The organism is Spirosoma sp. KNUC1025, assembly GCF_045160025.1.
Lineage (GTDB): Bacteria > Bacteroidota > Bacteroidia > Cytophagales > Spirosomataceae > Spirosoma.
In genome coordinates this window covers 2753057-2771935 of sequence record NZ_CP087139.1, presented here as the reverse complement: position 1 = coordinate 2771935, position 18879 = coordinate 2753057, and the positions used below count along the sequence as shown (strand labels likewise).

The window sequence follows — 18879 nt, the reverse complement described above, 5'->3', positions numbered from 1 at the left end:
GGCTCATGCAATTCAGCCAGAAATTGTTTCCAGAAACGATTACACTTCTTCGGTCTGTAACTGCTTCTCGTAGAGTTCACGATAAGCGCCGTTCAGCGCCAGCAGGTCTTCGTGGGTACCCTGCTCAACAATTTCGCCCTCATCAAGCATGATGATGTAATCAGCCAGCTTTGCCGATGAAACACGGTGCGAGATCACGACCGACGTACGATCCGCCATAATTCGCTGGAGATTGTTCAGAATAATATTTTCAGTGTTCGTGTCTACGGCCGAGAGGCAATCATCCAGAATCAACACCTTCGGATCGCGGGCTATGGCGCGGGCAATACTCAGACGCTGCTTTTGCCCGCCCGATAACGTAACGCCCCGCTCACCAACGCGGGTGTCGAACTGTTCGGGGAAGCCAAGTACGTTCTGATACAGGTCGGCATCCCGTAGCGCCTGCTCTACCCGATCCTGCGGCAGGTCAGGTTTTCCGAAGCGAACATTATTGCTGATCGTTTCCGAAAACAGAAACACATCCTGCGGTACATAGCCCATCTGCCCCCTTAAGGAAGCCAGATTATAATCCTTGATTGGTAGACCATCGATCAGAATCTCGCCAAACGTTACGTCGTACATCCGGGTCAACAGATTGGCCAGCGTACTTTTTCCAGAACCGGTTGTTCCCAGAATCGCAACGGTTTCGCCAGCCCGAACCCGCATCGAGAAGTCTTTGATGGCAATGATTCCGGAATCCGGATAAACGAACCGAACGTTTTTGAATTCAATGTCGCCCTTGATGGTACGTTCAATATTTTTCTGCGACACAAGGTCAGTTTTAACCCGCAGGAATTCGTTGATACGTTGCTGCGAGGCTGCTGCCCGTTGTGTCTGGCTCGTTGTCCAGCCGAGGGCCATAACCGGCCAGGTCAGCATGTTCACGTATAGAATGAACTCGGTGATATTACCCGGTGTCAGTCGACCCGCGATAATTTCCTGCCCACCTACGTAAATGACCAGTACGTTGCTTAAACCAACAAGGATGGCTACAATTGGAAAAAACAGCGAATCGACCCGTGTCAGGCTCAGCGATTTTTCCCGATACTCATCACTTTCAACCTCGAATTTAGCCGCCGAATTCTTCTCCTGAACGTACGCCTTCAGGACGCGTATGCCCGAAAATGCTTCCTGAACATACGTCGACAAGCGCGACAAACTCCGTTGTATTTCTTCCGACCGGCGAATAATAATGTTGTTGACCAGGTAAATGGCTACCGATAGAATCGGCAAGGGCAATAATACGTACAACGACAGCCGGGCGTTGATACTGACCATATAACTAATGACCAGGATGAACAGCACGATCAGGTTCAGACCGTACATGATGCTTGGTCCTACGTACATTCTGACTTTGCTTACATCTTCCGAAATGCGGGCCATTAAATCGCCGGTATTATGCTGGCGGTAGAAACTAAGCGGCAGTGTCTGGTAGTGGTCGTAAATCTCATTTTTCAGATCGTATTCAACGTGTCGCGACATCACGATCAGCGTCTGACGTACCAGAAACAGGAAAAACCCTTTTAGCAGCGCCATAATAAGCGTCAACACACCGAACAGCAGGATACTGACTGAAAAGACGCTGTACAGATCAGTTTGCAGGGGCGATTTATCGTAGAGGTAATACACATCCAGCGTTTCGCGCACCAGATCGAGCGCGTACCGGACCAACTGTGCCGGAAAAATACCGAACAGATTGGAGATGGCCGTAAAAACCGTCCCCAGAATCAGGTACCACTTATACTTTACTAGATATTTATTGAGGTAGGACAGAGCTTTCACAGTAGGCCAAACAGCTTTTTTTCGTAACGGCAGGTAAGTCCGAAAAGTTGCAAAGGGGCGGGGGCGTGGGGCAAGGAGCGAGGTGCAGGGAGTATGGGGCAGGGTGAGGGGTGCAGCAGGGATGAATAAGAAGAATGATTTCTCGAGACGCACCCTGCTATCCCTGCCATCCCCGCCCCCGCTCCTTGCACCTTGCCTAAAAAAGCCGTATTTTTGCCCTATATTCAGACAGTTCTTTTTCATATCGGTAGCTTTTAGATTCAGGCGGATGCTCAACAGGCGACTACTTAGAATAAAGGTCATGCAGGCGTTATATGCGCTTCGGCAGGCCGAATTTTCAAATCAACAAATGGCCCTCGACGGCATCAATGACCTCTTCCAGCCCGATCTAAATTCGATGGAACCGCAGAACAAGCGGCAGTTGGAGGGCTATCGAAAGCTGGCAGGCCTGCTTTTTGAGGAAGCCATTAAAACCAATCAGCCCGCTCACGATGACGATGCACCACGGCAGGTGCTCAAAGCGGCCAACGATGGTTTTATTTTCTACCAGAGTCGCTTCAAAAAAGATCGTCAGCACCTCGCTCAAATGATGATCAAGCAGGTCAATGGCATTTACGACGATTATCTGCGGGTTTTAACATTACTCATTGAGCTTGGCCACGCAGCGCGCGTCGACCGCGAACGACAATATCGCGATCCCGATGAAGCCCCTTTTCCGTTTGAGTCGGATCTGAACGATAACAGCGTCGTAAAAGCGCTGGCTGACAATCAGCCCTTACGGAATGAAGTTCTTCGGCATAATATTTCGTGGACTGAAGACATTAGCTTTGTCCGGAAAGCCCTGCGTGAAGTCCTGAAAACGGATGATACGTACCGTGCTTATTGCGCTCAGCAAACTCATACGGCCGATGAGGATCAGGCACTGGCTCAATATATATTACGTACACTGATTTTTAAACACGACACCATCCGCGATCATTTAGCCGAAATTGATCTGAGCTGGACGGAAAACAGTGAAGTGGTGCGGGGTCTGGCTATCCGAACGCTTAAGTCGGCGCAGGGGCCATCAGGTTTGCAGCTTGAGCCGTTAACCGACGATTGGGAGGAAGATGAGCTTTTTCTGAATACGTTATTCGAAAAAGCGCTCGATAACCACGCCGAATATGAGCAGCTTCTGGCCGATCAGCTTCAGAACTGGGATGTTGAGCGGGTAGCTTTTCTGGATAAAATCATTCTAACCCTGGCCGTTTGCGAACTTTTAAACTTCCCAAACATTCCGGTGAAAGTAACGATTAATGAATATATCGAGTTGGCAAAAGCGTACAGTACGCCCAAAAGCGGTAAATTTGTCAACGGTATTTTAGATAATCTTTCCGAAAAGCTTCAGGCTTCCGGACGTCTGCGGAAGAGCGGGCGTGGATTGTTGGACAATAAATAGAGTTATAAAGTCGTAGAGTTGTAAGGAAATACAGTTAGCCTTTTCATTCTACAACACTGTAGCTCTGTAACTTTAGCACTTAAAAAAATGAGCAGACTTGGACGTGATTTAACGTTTTTGCTGACCGGCATCGCTGTCGGTTCCGCGTTTGGACTGTTGTATGCCCCTGATAAAGGCAAAATTACCCGTGACCGGCTTTCGTTCCGATTGTCGAAATACAGAGAGCAGATTAATCAGTTGCTGGAAGAATTAGGAAATTCTGCGGATCAGCCCGAAAACTCATCGAAAAATGAAGGGCAGCGCGTTGTGAACGATGCTCGCGAAAAAGCAGAAAAACTCCTGGAGGATGTAGACCGACTGATGGCTCAAATTAAGCAGCAGAACACGTAATACAATCGTTGGTTTACTGGCTGCGGTAGTCAGCTCGCTGCTTTGCCAAAATGAAGCAAACGTCTGCATCGTAACCTGTAAACCCTATACTACAAACCAGTAATGCATCTCAGAAATTGGCTGTTTGCAGCCACGTTAACAGCTATTAGTTTAGGGCAATTCAGCTGCGACAATCGGAAGCAGGGCGAAGCGGCCAAAGCGACGGCAACGGCAAAGCGACCCGTTATTACGTTTGCCGAGAAAGGAATTTACGATTTTGGTACGCTTACGGAGGGCGATACGGTTGAGCACGTGTTTGCCTTTACCAATACGGGCGAATTTCCGTTGATTATTAACAACATAACGGCTTCCTGCGGCTGTACTACGCCCGACTGGCCACATGAACCGGTAGCGCCGGGGGCCAAATCGTCGGTACGTGTTCGTTTCAACAGCCGGGGCAAAAGCGGTGAGCAAAATAAAACGATTACCATTTTTGCCAATACTGAACCGGCTACAACTGACCTGCAGTTCAAGGCGATGGTCAATCCAAAATCCGATTCAGCAAAGACATCCTAGCCGGTTACGGTTTGCAGTATTCGGTTTGCGGTCTAGTTAGGCTACGGCAACCCAGGTACTGCAAACTATGAACCATAAACCGAAAAACAAACCCAATCGTATGCATTCCATTCTTCTACAAGCTCCAGCCGGCAACACATCCATGATTTATAATGTGTTGTTGTGGGTAGGTATTATCGGTATTTTTTACTTTTTCATGATCCGGCCGCAGCAGAAAAAGCAGAAGGATCAGAAAAGCTTTGTCGATAACCTGAAAAAGGGTGATAACGTCGTAACCATCGGCGGATTACACGGTAAAATTGCGTCAGTAGAAGGTACTACCGTTACCCTTGAAGTGGACCGTGGCGTTAAAATGGTTTTTGAAAAAACATCGATCTCACGTGAAGCAACCGTTAAACCAACCGAGGCCGAGAAATAATTAACGTGTGAACACCACTCAGGATCTCAAATCATTTCAACCGACCAAAGCGCTGCTTTGCCTGGGAGCAGCTGCGCTGTTCTGGTTGTTAAGCGCGCTCAACAAACCCGGTTATACGCTTAACGTTGAGTATCCTATCCGATTTGTTTACAACGATTCGCTGTACGTTCCAACCTCACCCCTACCGCGTAATGTGCGTGTCAACGTATCGAGCGATGGCTGGGGCTTGCTTCGTCACTCCTGGCTGCCCTTCCGCGTTGAACCTGTCAACTACGTCGTGAAACAGCCCCTGCAAACGTCGGTCATCAACACGGCTTCGCTGGCGGCAACACTGACCGAACACGTTAAAAAACTGCACGTAAATTATATAGTTGCTGATACGCTCGATATTCATTTTGATCGTCGACTTACCAAAACCATCCGGTTGGTTGCCGACAGTCTGCATATCAACATGGTGCCTCCTTACGTAGTATCCAGTGTTATCAACCTGACACCCCGGACTATTCAGGTAGAAGGTCCGGCCAAGCTGGTGCGGGGGCTTCCGGATACGGTTATTGTAAAGATTCCGCGAAAACGGATTTCTGATAACTACGATGAAGAATTGCCGCTGAACCAATTGCGCCATCCTCTTCTACGCACCAGCACGGACCGGGTAGCGGTAAGTTTTGAAGTCGGCGAATTGTTGTCGACACCGGCTAATAGCGAAAAAGCCAAAAAGTGAACCAGCAACGAATATATTACTCCTGTTTTCACACATTCGCTCATTTCCTCTTTCGCTCTTTATGAAGCATCCTCTGCAAATCGGTGTGACGGGCGGTATTGGCGCGGGCAAAAGCATTGTCTGTCAGATTTTTCAGGCGTTGGGGATTCCAATTTACGAAGCCGATGAGCGGGCAAAGTGGCTCACCGAGCATGATCCTATCCTGAAAGCCGATATCGTTCGGGTTCTGGGGCCAAATGCATACGATGCGACCGGGCATTATAACCGTTCCTGGGTAGCATCGCAGGTATTTACCAGCCCGGCCTTACTGGGGCAGCTTAATGGCGTCATACACCCTCGTGTTATGAGCGATACAGATGCCTGGGTCAATGAACATGCCGACAAGCCCTACGTAGTGAAGGAAGCGGCCCTTATGCGGGCGGCAGGCGACAAAAATTCGCTGGACAAGGTCATCGTCGTCAGAGCGCCCATCGATATACGAATTGAGCGGATTCGAAAACGTGACCCGCACCGCTCTATCGAAGAAATTCGAAATATCATCAATCGGCAGGTGAGCGATGATGAACGAGTTCAGATTGCTGATTACGTTGTCGATAACGACGAAAGCCAGTTAGTACTCCCACAAGTTATCCGACTGCACGACGAATTTTTGCGCGACTCAGCCAATTAAGTATCTGTTTGCCAGCGCTGGCTCTGGCAACTGAAAAAGCCATTTCCCCTCTCTGTATTGCTAGCATGAGCCGCCAATTGCCCGCTGCCCCGTTACGTTATTCTCAAAAACCTTCTGGTTTAACCATCCGTTTACCCAGGAAACATAAACAACAATAACGTTATGAAACGCATATTAATGATGGTTGGCCTGATGGCCGCCGTAACGTATGGCTGTTCTCCGCGAGTAACGGTCGACAGCAATAACCGGGCAGATTTCAGTAAATACAAAACATTTACCTGGATGGATTCGGACGTAAAGGCTGGACAAAATCCGGTTTATTACAATCAGCTAGCCACTCAGGGAGTCGAAAATACAATGGCTAATGTGTTGCAGGAAAAGGGCTTGACACAGAATGAGTCGAACCCGGACCTGCTGGTGGGTTACCACTTCTTTGTTGAAAATAAAACCCGAACCGTTGCCAATCCAACGACGCCTTTGTACGGTCCGTATCTTGGTTGGGGCCGTTGGGGTTACCGAGGATGGGGCCCCGGCTGGTGGGGCTGGGGTGGTAATCAATACACCCAGGAGCAGTATAAAGCCGGAACGCTGGTTGTCGATATGGTCGATGCCCGTACACACAAGCTAGTCTGGCGGGGCGCTGTCGAAAATGCCGTTGCTGACCCAACTCGAATTACAGCCCAGTTGAAGAAAGAAGCCGAACGTATCGTCTCTAAATTTCCTGAGCGAACTAGTTAACTTACTTGCCTATTTGGCTATTAGCAACCTCATAGTAATACGTATGTCTTATATGTAGTACGTATCAGACCAAAATAAAACATCCCGAAAGCACTAAGCCTTCGGGATGTTTTATTTTGCCTCAATCGATTCAGTTCTTACCAGAGTTTTGCCGGATAAGCACCTTCATCGTGCAGCTTTTTTAAGGCTGCCTGTACGGTCGGTTTATCTTCGGGATACGTAACGCCAAACCAGGCCGACTGACTGCGGAAAACTTTGCAGTGGCCCGTATCAGTTTCAATCAGATTCGACATGACGGTAGGTATGTAAAATTCCGCTTTGGGAGAGTCGATATTAGCGATGGCATAACTCTCGAACTGATGCTGCACCAGCGGGAACACACTCGGCTTGAATCCCCAAAAATTCATCGAAACGGGTGTATCAGCTGCAAGCGGGGTTAACCCATCGGCTTCTTCAAAGACAATTTTCTTCTGGCCGTTTTCGACTTCGTAGATTTTCGTCCGTTCGATAACGGAGATCAGATTTCCATTCTCGGCCACTTCGCAGACGCCCCGCGATACCGACCCGTTCTCCGACAGCGTATTTTTTACTTCGTAGCCAACCATCGCATGCAGTTGGTCGTCAGTATCAGTTTTGAGGAAATCGCTGATGAGCTGGAAGGCTTCTAATCCGTAGAAATCGTCGGCGTTAATAACAGCGAAAGGCGTATCGGTGTGGTTTTTTGCGCAGAGCATGGCGTGTCCGGTACCCCAGGGTTTTGTACGCCGTACTACGCCAGCTTCGGCCGGTACGTAAGAATCGAGTGCCTGAATCGCATAATCAACATCGATTTTTCCGGCTAGTTTCTCACCAAATACCTCGTCAAAATCCTGCCGGAGTTCTTCTCGTATAATAAAAACAACCTTACCAAAACCGGCGCGGATCGCGTCAAATAGTGAATAATCGATGATTGTTTCACCGTTCGGTCCAAATTGATCCAGTTGTTTAACACCACCGTATCGGCTGCCCATCCCGGCTGCCAAAATCAAAAGCGTAGGTTGCATTTGTTCGTCGTTAGTCAATAGTTATCAGTCGTTAGTTGCGTAGCGCATTGCTTACCAATGTTTGGCTGGCCAAAATTAGGGAAAAGAGACGGCACACGACATGTAAACTCCGGATAAAGCTATTTTATCCGTTAAGACACCATTAAATAAAAGTTTTTCTAAACAATATACCATTTTCAATAGTTGTCGTTATAATTGTATGCTAAACAATAGTTGTCTTAACAATTATAAATAGAACGCCAATGCCCTTTTACCATACGCTTGGTCAGATACCGCCCAAACGGCACACACAGTTTGAAAAACCGGCGGGTAGCAACGGTGAAAAAGCCGGCCTGTATTACGAGCAGCTATTCGGGACAATCGGGTTTGAGGGAATGTCGTCGCTTCTGTACCACGTTCACCGGCCAACAATGGTGCGTGACGTACTGGAAAGTGTAGACGTAACGCCAACGCTGGCCGTCGCGAAAAATATGCTGTCGCGGAAACTGATTGGCTTTAATATCGAACCTGCCGATGATTTTCTGCAAAGCCGCGTTCCGCTTCTGGTAAACAATGACCTGATTTTTGGTCTGGCCGCACCCCGACAATCACTGACGGACTACTTCTATAAAAATGCTGATTCCGATGAACTGTTGTTTGTCCATCGGGGCTCGGGGAAACTGCGGACGCTGTTTGGCACTATTCCGTTTCAATACGGTGATTATCTGATCATTCCGCGTGGAATGATTTATCAGATTGAATTTGACACGCCCGATAACCGGCTGCTCTACGTCGAATCGCACGCACCGATTTATACGCCCAAACGCTACCGGAACCATTTCGGTCAACTCCTCGAACATGCGCCCTTTTGCGAGCGTGATATTATCCGCCCGCGCGATCTGGAAACCTATGACCAAACCGGCGATTTTCTGATGAAAATCAAAAAACAGGGGGCATTGCATTCGCTTGTCTTTGCTTCGCATCCGTTCGACGTAGTGGGCTGGGATGGCTACAATTACCCCTACGGTTTTTCGATTTTCAATTTTGAGCCCATAACCGGCCGGGTGCATCAGCCGCCCCCAGTGCACCAGACATTCCAGACCGATACGTTTGTCGTTTGCTCGTTTGTGCCCCGCCTGTTCGACTACCACCCGAAAGCGATTCCGGCACCCTACAACCACTCAAACATCGACTCCGACGAAGTCATCTATTACGTCGATGGTGATTTTATGAGCCGAAATGACATTGCTCAGGGACATATCACCCTGCATCCGGGAGGTATTCCACACGGACCGGCGCCCGGTGCTATGGAGCGAAGTATTGGCAAGAAAGAAACCCAGGAATACGCGGTAATGGTCGATACGTTCCGCCCGCTCATGCTAACGGAGCAAGCACTGAAAATCGACGACGGCAAGTATTATAAATCGTGGCTGGAATAAGTATTAGCCATCTGTCACTGGTCATTAGGTCCTTGGGCCCTAGAGAATCCGCTAATGACTGATGACTAACAACCCATGACCAATGGACTAATGACCAGTGACAAGTAACCATCAACAAACATACATCATGGAAGCGCTCGATCTTTTAGAACCCGAAACCTCAGACCAACCGGATTTTCTGCCCCTAAATGGCACCGATTACCTGGAGCTGTACGTTGGCAATGCCCGTCAGGCAGCCCATTATTTCCAAACCGCTTTTGGTTTTCAGCCGGTTGCACACGCTGGACTGGCCACTGGTCAGCGCGACCGCGAGTCATACGTAGTGCAACAGGGCAAAATCAGGCTTGTGCTCACCTCGCCCTTATTTGGCGATAGTGAGATCGGACGCCACATCGATCAGCATGGCGATGGTGTTCGGGTCATTGCGCTCTGGGTCGATGACGCCACCAAATCATTTGAAGAAACCGTTCGTCGTGGGGCAAATGTCTACATGGAGCCCACCCGCTCGCAGGACGAACATGGGTACGTAATCCGCTCGGGTATTCATACCTATGGCGATACGATCCACGTATTTGTTGAACGTAACGACTACAAAGGCGTATTTCTACCCGGCTATGAATCCTGGAATCCTGATTATAAACCAGCCGATGCCGGATTGAAATACGTCGATCATATGGTGGGCAATGTGGGCTGGCACGAAATGAACCACTGGATGAGCTTTTATCATGACGTAATGGGTTTCCAGCAACTCGTTTCGTTTGACGACAAAGACATTTCGACGGAATATACAGCCCTGATGAGCAAGGTAATGAGCAATGGCAACGGGCGCGTCAAATTTCCGATCAACGAACCCGCTGAAGGCAAAAAGAAATCGCAGATTGAAGAGTATCTGGATTTTTACGGCGGACCGGGTGTGCAGCACATTGCTGTGGCTACCGACAACATCGTTGAGACGGTGCTGGCGCTTCGAGACCGGGGCGTTGAGTTTCTGAGCGTACCAGAAGCCTACTACGACGATTTGACAAAACGTATCGGGAAAATCGACGAGGAGATTGATACGTTACGTCCGTTGGGCATTCTGGCCGACCGTGACGATGAAGGCTACCTGCTTCAGATTTTTACGAAGCCGATCTGCCCCCGCCCTACTTTATTCTTTGAAATCATCCAGCGGAAAGGCGCCCGCTCGTTCGGCAAAGGCAATTTTAAAGCCTTATTCGAAGCCATCGAACGCGAACAGGCCTTACGCGGAACGTTATAACTAAATGTTGAATGATGGAGTGATTGAATAAAGTTTGCGTCAGCTATTCAATCACTCCATCATTCAATCATTCAACTTATGGACCAGACCTATTCAACTTATACTGCCGATGACCAGGCTGTTTGGCAGATGCTGTTCGAACGGCAGATGGCCCAGCTTCCCGGCAAAGCCAGCCAGGCTTATCTGGACGGCATTTCAGCAACAGGCTTTCGGGCCGATCGCATCCCTGATTTTGAACGGGATTTAAACCCTCGGCTTCGAAAATTAACGGGATGGCAGGTGTTTGCGGTGAAAGGACTAATTCCCAATCGCGACTTCTTTGAGTTGATGGCTAATTGCCATTTCCCGGCAACGACCTGGCTACGCAGACGCGACCAGCTGGAATATTTGCCCGAACCCGATATGTTTCATGATACGTTCGGACACGTACCCATGCTGTCGAATCAGGCTTTTTGCGATTTTCTGGCAGCACTGAGCCAGATTGCGTTACGTCATATTGAAAGCGAGGAAGCGATTGCCATGATTTCACGATTGTACTGGTATACCGTTGAATTTGGCTTGATTCAGGAAGGTGACGGCTTACGAATTTACGGAGGAGGCATTCTATCGTCGATGGGCGAAACAACCTACAGTCTGTATAGCCCGGCCCCAAAACGGATTCCTTACGATGTCGAAACGCTGCTCAAAACTCCCTATATCATCGACCATTTTCAGGAGCAGTATTTTGTCATTGAATCCTACGAACAACTCTATCATTCGGTGCCGCTGATCGAAACTGCGCTGGAAGGGCTGTTAGTGAGTTAAGTTTATTGTCATTAGTTTCGCGTTATTAGATTGTCATTGCTTAGTAAGAAACTGTTTGAATAGGGTGCTTTAGTGGAGTCATATTCTTAAACCTGACTCATGACGTTTCTCAAAACCGTTCGTATAGCAGTTTTTGAGAAACCGCTCAAGGTTGGATTGACGAATTCAACTCCACCGACATCATCGCATAGAAGCGTTAAATTTTCTCAAACAGGGTTTACTGAAACCGTAATGACCAGCTAATGACTTGAAGCTAATGACTTTTTCAAATGACGCATCCATCCGATACGCGTGCTTACTTTTTTAAGATTGACACCACAATCAAGAAGATCAGGAATGCCCTGCAAAAGCAATTCTCTGATGCGGGTTTCGACCTGACCGTCGATCAGTGGGTAATAATAGACCATCTCTTTCGAAATCCGGGCATCAGTCAGAATACCATTTCGGAAATGACAACCAAAGATGCGCCGACCGTTACCCGCATCATTGACCTGTTGAGCCAAAAGGGATTAACCGAACGGCGCATGGCCGATTCGGACCGACGAAAGTTTCTGGTGTATCTGACCGAAGCCGGGGAAGCCAAATACCACGAAGTGCTTCCTGTGGTATCGGCCATGCGTCGCAAGGGCTGGGGCGATTTAAGTGATGAAGATTACCAGCATTTTGTCCGGATTATGGATTCGATTTATAGTAATATTAGTGAGTAAAGAAGGGCAGAAGCAGGCAGAAAAGAACGTACTGAACATAAAAAGCCCCTCCCTTTCTTCCCACTCCTCTCCTTCCTTTATGTACGGCATTTTCAGTTACGATATAGCCATGCCCCGCGTCGGGTTGAAACACGGAGAATCAATCCTCGATCTCGAAGTTGTCAGTTTGTTAGGCTATTTCGATGACCTGGATATAGCTCCTGCTGTTTTTGCCCAGCCCGTACTTAACGACTTTATTGCCCTTGGCAAAGCAGCACACCGAGCGGTTCGTCAACGCCTTACCGAGTTGTTGACAAATGAATCGGATGCGTTTGCGGATGTGCATGACCAGGTATTCATCCACGAGTCGAGGGCGCAGATGCACTTGCCCGTACGTATCGGCGATTACACTGACTTCTACGCCGGGATTCATCACGCTGAAAATGTCGGGCGAATGTTCCGGCCGGATGGTGACCCGTTGCTGCCCAATTACAGGTACATGCCGGTAGCCTACCATGGTCGGGCTTCGTCGATTGTTGTGTCTGGTAGGTCTATTCGACGACCGAGCGGGCAGTTTCTGGACGCCGATAAAAAGCCTGTTTTCGGACCATCACAGGCGCTCGATTTTGAACTCGAACTGGGCCTGATTATTGGGAAAAGCAATCCTTTGGGTGAGCCAGTTCCAGTGAACGAGGCCGAATCCTACATTTTTGGCGTTACGTTGTTCAATGATTGGTCGGCCCGCGATATTCAACGGTGGGAGTACCAGCCGCTTGGGCCATTTCTGGGTAAAAACTTTACCTCAAGCATGTCGGCCTGGGTCGTTCCGTTCGAAGACTTGTCCCCTTTTCGGGTAGCAGGTTCTGTGCAGGAGCCAACTCCACTCCCCTATCTGCAAACAACCCGGCCGGGCCACTTCACCCTCGAACTCGAAGTCTGGCTCCAGCCTGCCGATGGCGAGGAACTATGCATTTGCCATACCAACGCCCGAAACCTGTACTGGAATTTCGCTCAGATGATTGCTCATCATACCGTCGGTGGATGCAATCTGAACGTCGGCGACGTACTGGCGACCGGCACCATCTCCGGTACAACCCCCGGTAGCTACGGCTCTTTGCTCGAACTAAGCTGGAATGGGACCCGCCCACTGCATTTGTCGCATACCGAAACCCGTACGTTTTTGCAGGATGGCGACACCGTTACGTTCCGTGGTCGGGGCTTTTTGAACGGCGTTCGGGTTGACCTGGGCGAGGTAGCAGGCACCATTATCTAACAATTAAACGTATCATCCAGCAACCCAGCGTAATGACCCGAACCATCGATCCTTCTGATTTACAACCAAATGAGTTTTACCGCTACGTCATTGGTACGGTTGGCCCGCGGCCGATTGCCTTTGCCAGTACGGTCGATAGCCAGGGGAATGTCAATCTGAGTCCGTTCAGTTTTTTCAATGTTTTTGGCTACAATCCACACACGCTGGTGTTTTCCCCCAGCCTTAATCGTCATGGTCATAAGAAACACACATTGCTGAATCTGGAAGAAGTGGGCGAAGTGGTGATTAATATAGTCAACTATGCGATGGTTGAACAGATGTCGTTGACCAGCGCCGAGTTTGAACGAGGCATCAACGAATTTGAGAAATCAGGCTTTACCCCAGTACCATCTCAGAGAATTAGACCGCCAAGAGTCGCTGAATCCCCGGCGGCATTTGAATGCGATGTGCGGCAAACCATCACCACCGGCGACAAACCGGGGGCCGGTACGCTGATTATCTGCGATGTGCTCCTCGCTCATTTTCACGACAGTATTTTCAGTACGTCCGGCGCTATCGACCCGCACCAACTTGACCTTATTGGTCGTATGGGTGGCGACTGGTATTGTCGTGCTCATGGCGACGCCCTGTTTGAAGTGACTCGCCCGAAGGTCGGCATTGGTGTTGATCAACTGCCCAAATCGATACGTAACAGCGCTATACTATCCGGCAATGATTTAGGAAAATTGGCCAGCTTTGCCGCACTGCCTACTGTCGATGAAATTAGTGCCTTTCGGGAATCAGGTACTCTGAATGCGTTATTCGACGAAGCTCGCAACGGTTGTCAGTACTTGCCCGATTTGCTGCATATGCGAGCCAAGCAGCTTCTGGCGGAGAACAAAGTGCAGGAAGCCTGGCTAACGCTGCTGCAGACAGGATCATTCTAATCAACGCTTCTGATACGTAACGGGCGTGCGGCCTGTCCACCGTTTGAAAGCCCGACTAAAGGCGCTTAATTCATTATACCCGAGCAAATACGAAATTTCCTTGATCGGGTACTGACCTGACTGTAGGTAATTGACGGCCAACGACTTTCGAATGGAATCCGTTAACTGCTGGTACGTAACGCCCTCTTCCTGAAGTTTACGCTGAAGACTGCGCGAACTGGTGTTGAAATTAGCCGCAATTTCATCCAGACCCGGAACACCCATATACGCATTGGCAATCAGATAACTGACAATACGCTCTTTCAGCAATTGCCCCTCCCCAACAGTATGCATCAACGCGCCTGCTTTTTGTAGCAATAGTTGCTGTATTTCATAATTGGCCGTCAGGATAGGTTCATCCCAGTAACGGCTATCGAAGGTTAGCTTATAAACATCGGGCTTTCTGATTGGCTTGCAACGCAGCACACGCTCGTATTCAGGTTCATTGTCTGTTATCTCGGGCAGTGTCACCACGTCAGGGCTGATCCGTTTCAGCACCAGCCCGTCTACTTCATGAAGCACAAATACCATCGCCAGATCCAGCATCTGACGTAACGCAAACGGCGATTCAGCAGATGCTGGATCTGGTATGAACTGCACTGAGAACGTCGGTCCGGAACGGGAAACTTCCATGTCGAACAGATCCGTCAGCAACGGGATAAAGTCGGCAGCATGAGTCAGGGCTTCGCCAACCGACCCGCTATTCTGAATGATCTGCCCCACAATGCCGAGTGCAGCCAGTTGCATCGACTCACCAAAATGTAGCCCAAAAAGGGGATCATTGCTCAAATGGCTGGCATTTAGCCAAAGATCGTTGATCTGTTTCGGGCTAATACTCGTCAGTGTCTGCTGCCGCACAGCCTCAAAATCAATGCCCGAAAGAGTGCACAAGCGTTCAGGCGATAGGCCCCGCTGAGCCGAATAAGCCAGCAGATTCCCGACAAAACGTAGCTGAAAATTATCCATCGCGTAAAGTTTAAACGAAGGTAAACGGAATCCAGCACAGCAACCAGACGCTGGCGTAAAGTGGTAACGGATTGGCGCATTGAGGTAAGCTCCAGCCCGTCTGCCGGCTCTAGTTTTGCATCAGTCAAACACAGTTTCTACTTATTAAACGCCATGAAAATCAAAGCCATCACCAGCTCTATCGCCCGTATTTTTCTAGTAGGTCTGCTAGCTTCAGAAAGCCCGGCAGTAGCGCAATCAACCAATCAATTCACCATAAACCAATCAAAATCAACGACCATGGACAATCAGGCCACGCAAACCGTAAAAACATTTCTAAGCGCTGTGCAACAAGGCGATCAGCAAACATTTGCCGCGCTTATCCATCCGGATATTCAATGGAATCAGCCGGGCACAAACCGCTTTTCGGGAAAAAAAACATCCAGTACGGCTGTTTTTCAGATGGTAGGCGGCATGTTTGCCGCTACGGCCAATACGCTGAGTCTGGCCGATATCAAACAGGTTACGGCCAACGGCAATAAAGTGGCCTGTCTCATTCGCTGGAGAGCCGCACAACCGGGTGGTGGCGTACTGGATGTCAATAACATCGATGTATACACGGTCGAAAACGGCAAGATTATCGAAGCCACTGTGTATTCCGAAGACATCGCGCAGGAAGATAATTTCTGGGGGAAATAAAAGACGCCCGGACGTAGTAACCCCGCTGGACGAGTAGGTTCAGCGGGGTTTTGTGTTATCGTTCAGAGATCATACTCAATCACTTGTAGAGCGATAAGCCTATTCCCTGCTAACCATGAAGTCTGTATCCCGTCGCTGTTTTTTGCAGTCATCTGCTGTGCTGGCAGGCAATGCCGTACTGTCGCCGTATGTACCCGCTTTTCCCGCAGCGCAGAAACCTCTGCGACTGGGTGGGCCTATCTTTTTAAAAAGCGATGATCCGGAAGAGCTGGCCCGTGCACATCGGCGCTTACGGTATAGCGCAGCCTACGTCCCGACGGTTGACATTGAAGACACGGCTAAAATCAACGCCATTCGCAAAGCGTTTACAGCTCAGAACGTATTAATTGCGGAAGTTGGAGCCTGGGTCAATATGCTCGATCAGGATGCCGAAAAACGCCGGAAGAATCTGGATTACGTAACCGAACGGCTCGCTCTGGCTGAAGCGGTTGGCGCATTAACCTGTGTCAACATTGCCGGGTCATTTAACCCAAAGCATTGGGACGGCCCCGATGCCCGCAATCTAACCAAGGATTATTTCGACGCAACAGTCGAAAACTGCCGTAAGGTAATTGACGCGGTAAAGCCTAAGCGAACCAAATTTGCGCTGGAAATGATGGGCTGGAGCCCGCCCGACGGACCTGATTCGTATCTGAAATACATTAAAGCTATCGACCGCCCGGCTTTTGGGGCTCATGTCGATATCGCCAACATCATCAACACGCCGGATCGGTACTACAACAATACGGCTCTTATCAATGAAATCTTCCGGAAGTTGGGTCGCTGGATTGTATCGTCGCACGCAAAGGATATTTACGGCAAGGACGGCCATTTTGCCGAAACGATGCCGGGACGAGGCAGTATGGACTACGTTACCTACATCCGGAACGTAACGTCGCTCCCGCAGGAAGTGCCGCTGATGCTCGAACACCTACGCACGCCCGAAGAGTATGACGAAGCCCGGCAGTACGTTATTAATCAAGCCACTAAAGCCGCTGTACCCCTCGCCTGACCAACTTTTTCGACGACATGCAACCTTTTACGAATCAGACATATCTTATACTAAATCCTAAACCTGTTTTTGTATGTCTATCAACGCTTTATTCTCAGCCCTCCTGCTGGTTGCAGCTACGTTTCAACTAGCAACCGCACAAACGACCTCCTCTAAAACCGATACGTCATCAACAGTTGCTGGCAAATGGGCGGGTACCTACGAAGGGGCCTCTTCAGGAAAATTCGAGCTTGTTCTTAATCAGGACAGCAATCAGAAATTAACGGGTCAGGTGATTATGCTACCCGATGACGGCAACCGATACCCTATTACGTTAAAAACGGTGGTTTGGCAAAATGGTAAATTAAGTGCCACCTACATCGATCCTGCCGAAAACGATGAAGTCAATTTTACAGGCTCTCTTATGAATGCTACCCTGAAAGGCACCTGGCAATCAGATGGGGGGCAGGCAACCGGTACGTGGCAGGTCAATCGTTCAGCCGCTGCTCCCACCCGCTGATCAAACAGCCAGAATTATATCACCTTACTTAATAAGTGAGGACGTTCGGCGGCTACTTTTAAGAGTAGCTCGCCAAAAAGCGTATTGGCCCACGCAAACCATTTACGGGTAAATTTGGCCGGATCGTCCTGATTGAATGATTCGTGCATGAAGCCCGTTCCGGCATGGGTTTTCTTGAGCTGCCGGAGTTGGGCCAGAATTTCCTCATCGCTGGTAGAGGTAAGCGCCCGCATCGTCAGACTCATAGTCCAGATGCTGTTCACCAGCGTATGTGGACTGCCAACGCCTTCGGCCGCTTTGCCTTTGAAGAAATAAGGATTGTCGGGACTCAGCACAAACCGGCGGGTGTTCTGGTAAATGGGATCGCTGGTTGAGCAGGCTCCCAGATACGGCAAAGCCAGTAGATTCGGTACGTTGGCATCATCCTGAAGCAGATGATTTCCGTAGCCATCAACTTCCATGGCATATAGTTTACCGTATTTAGGGTGAGTGTAGATGGCATATTTTTTCAACGCCCCTTCCACTTCATCGGCCAACGCCCGACAATCTTTGGCGAACGCAGCATCTGGCCGAAGTTGATCGATCATGGTAGCCAGCTGCCGGAACGAAACGACCGCAAACCAGTTGGACGGTACGTAGAAGGGGAACACCGTAGCATCGTCGGAAGGACGAAACGTACTGTTTATTAAGCCAATGGGACGAGTCGGATTTCCATAACCGTCGCCCGGTACCGTATCGGTCGACCAGGACGTTGAGCGACTGAAGTGGTAAGGACCACGGCTGGTTTTGCGCTGCTGCTCCCGGCAGGTTTTCAACGCAAGCTGCATGGCCTGTGTCCAGTCTGCGTCGAACGGGCTTGTGTCGCCGGTCGTTTTCCAGTAGTTATAGGCCAGACGGATCGGGTAGCAAAGCGAATCGAGTTCCCACTTACGTTCGTGCAGACCCGGTTTCATGTCCGTTACGTCTTTCTTCCACTCGCCTTCCTTTGTTGGGTCCGAATAAAAGGCGTTTGCATACGGGTCCCGACGAATACACTGTGTTTGCCGACGAATAACCCCTGCAATCAACTGACGTAAGGGCGCATCCTGTTTGGTTAGTGGTAAGTACGGCCATACCTGTGCTGTACTGTCGCGTAGCCACATGGCATCAATATCGCCCGTAATAACGAACGTATCAGGCTGGCCATTAGCGGTTGTAAACTGAACCGTTGTGTCGAGCGTATTCGGGAAGCAGTTTTCAAACAACCACGCCAGTTCGGGATCGCGGATCGTTTTGTGCATCCGTTCGATGGTTTGTTCAACGACCGCACTGGTGAAATTCCGTTTTCCAACGGCTGTGCGAACAACAGGAAAGCTTGAGTCAGTAGCTGCCCACAGCGACTCGCTACCTAACGCTAAACCGGCACTCATGGCCGATTGCTGAATAAAACGACGACGATTCATGTCGCAAAAATGACGAATTATGAATGATAAGTGGGTATCTCGCGG

General features: G+C 49.4%; 20 protein-coding genes. 16 read left to right on the top strand and 4 right to left on the bottom strand.

Annotated elements, in window-relative coordinates:
- Positions 1 to 39 precede the first annotated feature (39 nt).
- Positions 40 to 1821 (bottom strand): ABC transporter ATP-binding protein, encoded by a 1782-nt coding sequence (locus tag LN737_RS12010; RefSeq protein ID WP_405520386.1) that lies wholly within the window; start codon positions 1819 to 1821, stop codon positions 40 to 42.
- 301 nt (positions 1822 to 2122) lie between these two features.
- Between LN737_RS12010 and nusB the strand changes: the two genes are divergently transcribed.
- From nusB to LN737_RS11975, 7 genes are all read left to right on the top strand, one after another.
- A complete protein-coding gene (gene nusB, locus LN737_RS12005) occupies positions 2123 to 3259 on the top strand; it encodes a transcription antitermination factor NusB (RefSeq protein ID WP_405519116.1) in 1137 nt (378 codons plus the stop codon).
- Positions 3260 to 3346: 87 nt separating this feature from the next.
- The gene (locus LN737_RS12000) at positions 3347 to 3649 is read left to right on the top strand and encodes a YtxH domain-containing protein (RefSeq protein WP_405519114.1); all 303 of its coding nucleotides are present in this window, start codon (positions 3347 to 3349) and stop codon (positions 3647 to 3649) included.
- 102 nt (positions 3650 to 3751) lie between these two features.
- A complete protein-coding gene (locus LN737_RS11995) occupies positions 3752 to 4204 on the top strand; it encodes a DUF1573 domain-containing protein (RefSeq protein WP_405519112.1) in 453 nt (150 codons plus the stop codon).
- Positions 4205 to 4304: 100 nt separating this feature from the next.
- On the top strand, positions 4305 to 4622 hold the full coding sequence (gene yajC, locus LN737_RS11990; RefSeq protein ID WP_405519110.1) for a preprotein translocase subunit YajC: 318 nt from the start codon (positions 4305 to 4307) through the stop codon (positions 4620 to 4622).
- A 7-nt stretch (positions 4623 to 4629) separates the two neighbouring features.
- On the top strand, positions 4630 to 5343 hold the full coding sequence (locus LN737_RS11985) for a hypothetical protein (RefSeq protein WP_405519108.1): 714 nt from the start codon (positions 4630 to 4632) through the stop codon (positions 5341 to 5343).
- A 61-nt stretch (positions 5344 to 5404) separates the two neighbouring features.
- Positions 5405 to 6013 (top strand): dephospho-CoA kinase, encoded by a 609-nt coding sequence (coaE, locus tag LN737_RS11980; RefSeq protein ID WP_405519106.1) that lies wholly within the window; start codon positions 5405 to 5407, stop codon positions 6011 to 6013.
- Between the two features lie 162 nt (positions 6014 to 6175).
- Entirely contained in the window at positions 6176 to 6751 is a 576-nt protein-coding gene (locus tag LN737_RS11975) for a DUF4136 domain-containing protein (RefSeq protein ID WP_405519104.1), read from the top strand.
- Positions 6752 to 6888: 137 nt separating this feature from the next.
- On the opposite strand, the gene LN737_RS11970 is transcribed toward LN737_RS11975, so the two are convergent.
- Positions 6889 to 7794, bottom strand: a complete 906-nt coding sequence (locus LN737_RS11970) for an NDP-sugar synthase (protein WP_405519103.1) — start codon at positions 7792 to 7794, stop codon at positions 6889 to 6891.
- 242 nt (positions 7795 to 8036) lie between these two features.
- On the opposite strand from LN737_RS11970, the gene LN737_RS11965 reads away from it, so the two are divergent.
- The 6 genes from LN737_RS11965 to LN737_RS11940 all read left to right on the top strand — a co-directional run bounded on the left by LN737_RS11965 (position 8037) and on the right by LN737_RS11940 (position 14159).
- Complete coding sequence (locus LN737_RS11965) at positions 8037 to 9212, top strand: homogentisate 1,2-dioxygenase (RefSeq protein WP_405519101.1); 1176 nt, start codon at positions 8037 to 8039, stop codon at positions 9210 to 9212.
- A 127-nt stretch (positions 9213 to 9339) separates the two neighbouring features.
- Positions 9340 to 10470 (top strand): 4-hydroxyphenylpyruvate dioxygenase, encoded by a 1131-nt coding sequence (hppD, locus tag LN737_RS11960; protein ID WP_405519099.1) that lies wholly within the window; start codon positions 9340 to 9342, stop codon positions 10468 to 10470.
- A 66-nt stretch (positions 10471 to 10536) separates the two neighbouring features.
- Positions 10537 to 11274 (top strand): phenylalanine 4-monooxygenase, encoded by a 738-nt coding sequence (gene phhA, locus LN737_RS11955; RefSeq protein ID WP_405520384.1) that lies wholly within the window; start codon positions 10537 to 10539, stop codon positions 11272 to 11274.
- A 269-nt stretch (positions 11275 to 11543) separates the two neighbouring features.
- Positions 11544 to 11981: a MarR family winged helix-turn-helix transcriptional regulator gene (locus tag LN737_RS11950; protein WP_405519097.1), complete on the top strand. Its 438-nt coding sequence runs from the start codon at positions 11544 to 11546 to the stop codon at positions 11979 to 11981.
- Positions 11982 to 12018: 37 nt separating this feature from the next.
- Entirely contained in the window at positions 12019 to 13233 is a 1215-nt protein-coding gene (gene fahA / locus LN737_RS11945) for a fumarylacetoacetase (RefSeq protein ID WP_405520382.1), read from the top strand.
- 32 nt (positions 13234 to 13265) lie between these two features.
- On the top strand, positions 13266 to 14159 hold the full coding sequence (locus LN737_RS11940) for a flavin reductase family protein (RefSeq protein ID WP_405519096.1): 894 nt from the start codon (positions 13266 to 13268) through the stop codon (positions 14157 to 14159).
- On the opposite strand, the gene LN737_RS11935 is transcribed toward LN737_RS11940, so the two are convergent.
- Positions 14160 to 15164, bottom strand: a complete 1005-nt coding sequence (locus tag LN737_RS11935) for an AraC family transcriptional regulator (protein ID WP_405519094.1) — start codon at positions 15162 to 15164, stop codon at positions 14160 to 14162. It lies immediately after the preceding gene.
- A 153-nt stretch (positions 15165 to 15317) separates the two neighbouring features.
- Between LN737_RS11935 and LN737_RS11930 the strand changes: the two genes are divergently transcribed.
- The 3 genes from LN737_RS11930 (at position 15318) to LN737_RS11920 (ending at position 17392) form a co-directional block, all read left to right on the top strand.
- Entirely contained in the window at positions 15318 to 15842 is a 525-nt protein-coding gene (locus LN737_RS11930; RefSeq protein WP_405519092.1) for a nuclear transport factor 2 family protein, read from the top strand.
- A gap of 115 nt (positions 15843 to 15957) precedes the next feature.
- Positions 15958 to 16893: a sugar phosphate isomerase/epimerase gene (locus LN737_RS11925; protein WP_405519091.1), complete on the top strand. Its 936-nt coding sequence runs from the start codon at positions 15958 to 15960 to the stop codon at positions 16891 to 16893.
- 73 nt (positions 16894 to 16966) lie between these two features.
- Entirely contained in the window at positions 16967 to 17392 is a 426-nt protein-coding gene (locus LN737_RS11920; RefSeq protein WP_405519089.1) for a hypothetical protein, read from the top strand.
- Positions 17393 to 17406: 14 nt separating this feature from the next.
- Here LN737_RS11920 and LN737_RS11915 read toward each other — a convergent pair whose 3' ends face one another.
- Complete coding sequence (locus tag LN737_RS11915) at positions 17407 to 18834, bottom strand: glycoside hydrolase family 125 protein (RefSeq protein ID WP_405519087.1); 1428 nt, start codon at positions 18832 to 18834, stop codon at positions 17407 to 17409.
- Positions 18835 to 18879 lie beyond the last annotated feature (45 nt).

What these genes read in the sequence shown, in the direction of transcription:
- LN737_RS11915 (WP_405519087.1), bottom strand. Translation starts at nt 18,834, where the DNA reads ATGAATCGTCGTCGTTTTATTCAGCAATCGGCCATGAGTGCCGGTTTA.
- LN737_RS11975 (WP_405519104.1), top strand. Translation starts at nt 6,176, where the DNA reads ATGAAACGCATATTAATGATGGTTGGCCTGATGGCCGCCGTAACGTAT.
- LN737_RS11965 (WP_405519101.1), top strand. Translation starts at nt 8,037, where the DNA reads ATGCCCTTTTACCATACGCTTGGTCAGATACCGCCCAAACGGCACACA.
- coaE (WP_405519106.1), top strand. Translation starts at nt 5,405, where the DNA reads ATGAAGCATCCTCTGCAAATCGGTGTGACGGGCGGTATTGGCGCGGGC.
- LN737_RS11925 (WP_405519091.1), top strand. Translation starts at nt 15,958, where the DNA reads ATGAAGTCTGTATCCCGTCGCTGTTTTTTGCAGTCATCTGCTGTGCTG.
- LN737_RS11920 (WP_405519089.1), top strand. Translation starts at nt 16,967, where the DNA reads ATGTCTATCAACGCTTTATTCTCAGCCCTCCTGCTGGTTGCAGCTACG.
- LN737_RS11950 (WP_405519097.1), top strand. Translation starts at nt 11,544, where the DNA reads ATGACGCATCCATCCGATACGCGTGCTTACTTTTTTAAGATTGACACC.
- LN737_RS12000 (WP_405519114.1), top strand. Translation starts at nt 3,347, where the DNA reads ATGAGCAGACTTGGACGTGATTTAACGTTTTTGCTGACCGGCATCGCT.
- LN737_RS11935 (WP_405519094.1), bottom strand. Translation starts at nt 15,164, where the DNA reads ATGGATAATTTTCAGCTACGTTTTGTCGGGAATCTGCTGGCTTATTCG.
- yajC (WP_405519110.1), top strand. Translation starts at nt 4,305, where the DNA reads ATGCATTCCATTCTTCTACAAGCTCCAGCCGGCAACACATCCATGATT.
- hppD (WP_405519099.1), top strand. Translation starts at nt 9,340, where the DNA reads ATGGAAGCGCTCGATCTTTTAGAACCCGAAACCTCAGACCAACCGGAT.
- nusB (WP_405519116.1), top strand. Translation starts at nt 2,123, where the DNA reads ATGCAGGCGTTATATGCGCTTCGGCAGGCCGAATTTTCAAATCAACAA.
- LN737_RS11970 (WP_405519103.1), bottom strand. Translation starts at nt 7,794, where the DNA reads ATGCAACCTACGCTTTTGATTTTGGCAGCCGGGATGGGCAGCCGATAC.
- LN737_RS11995 (WP_405519112.1), top strand. Translation starts at nt 3,752, where the DNA reads ATGCATCTCAGAAATTGGCTGTTTGCAGCCACGTTAACAGCTATTAGT.
- LN737_RS11940 (WP_405519096.1), top strand. Translation starts at nt 13,266, where the DNA reads ATGACCCGAACCATCGATCCTTCTGATTTACAACCAAATGAGTTTTAC.
- LN737_RS11930 (WP_405519092.1), top strand. Translation starts at nt 15,318, where the DNA reads ATGAAAATCAAAGCCATCACCAGCTCTATCGCCCGTATTTTTCTAGTA.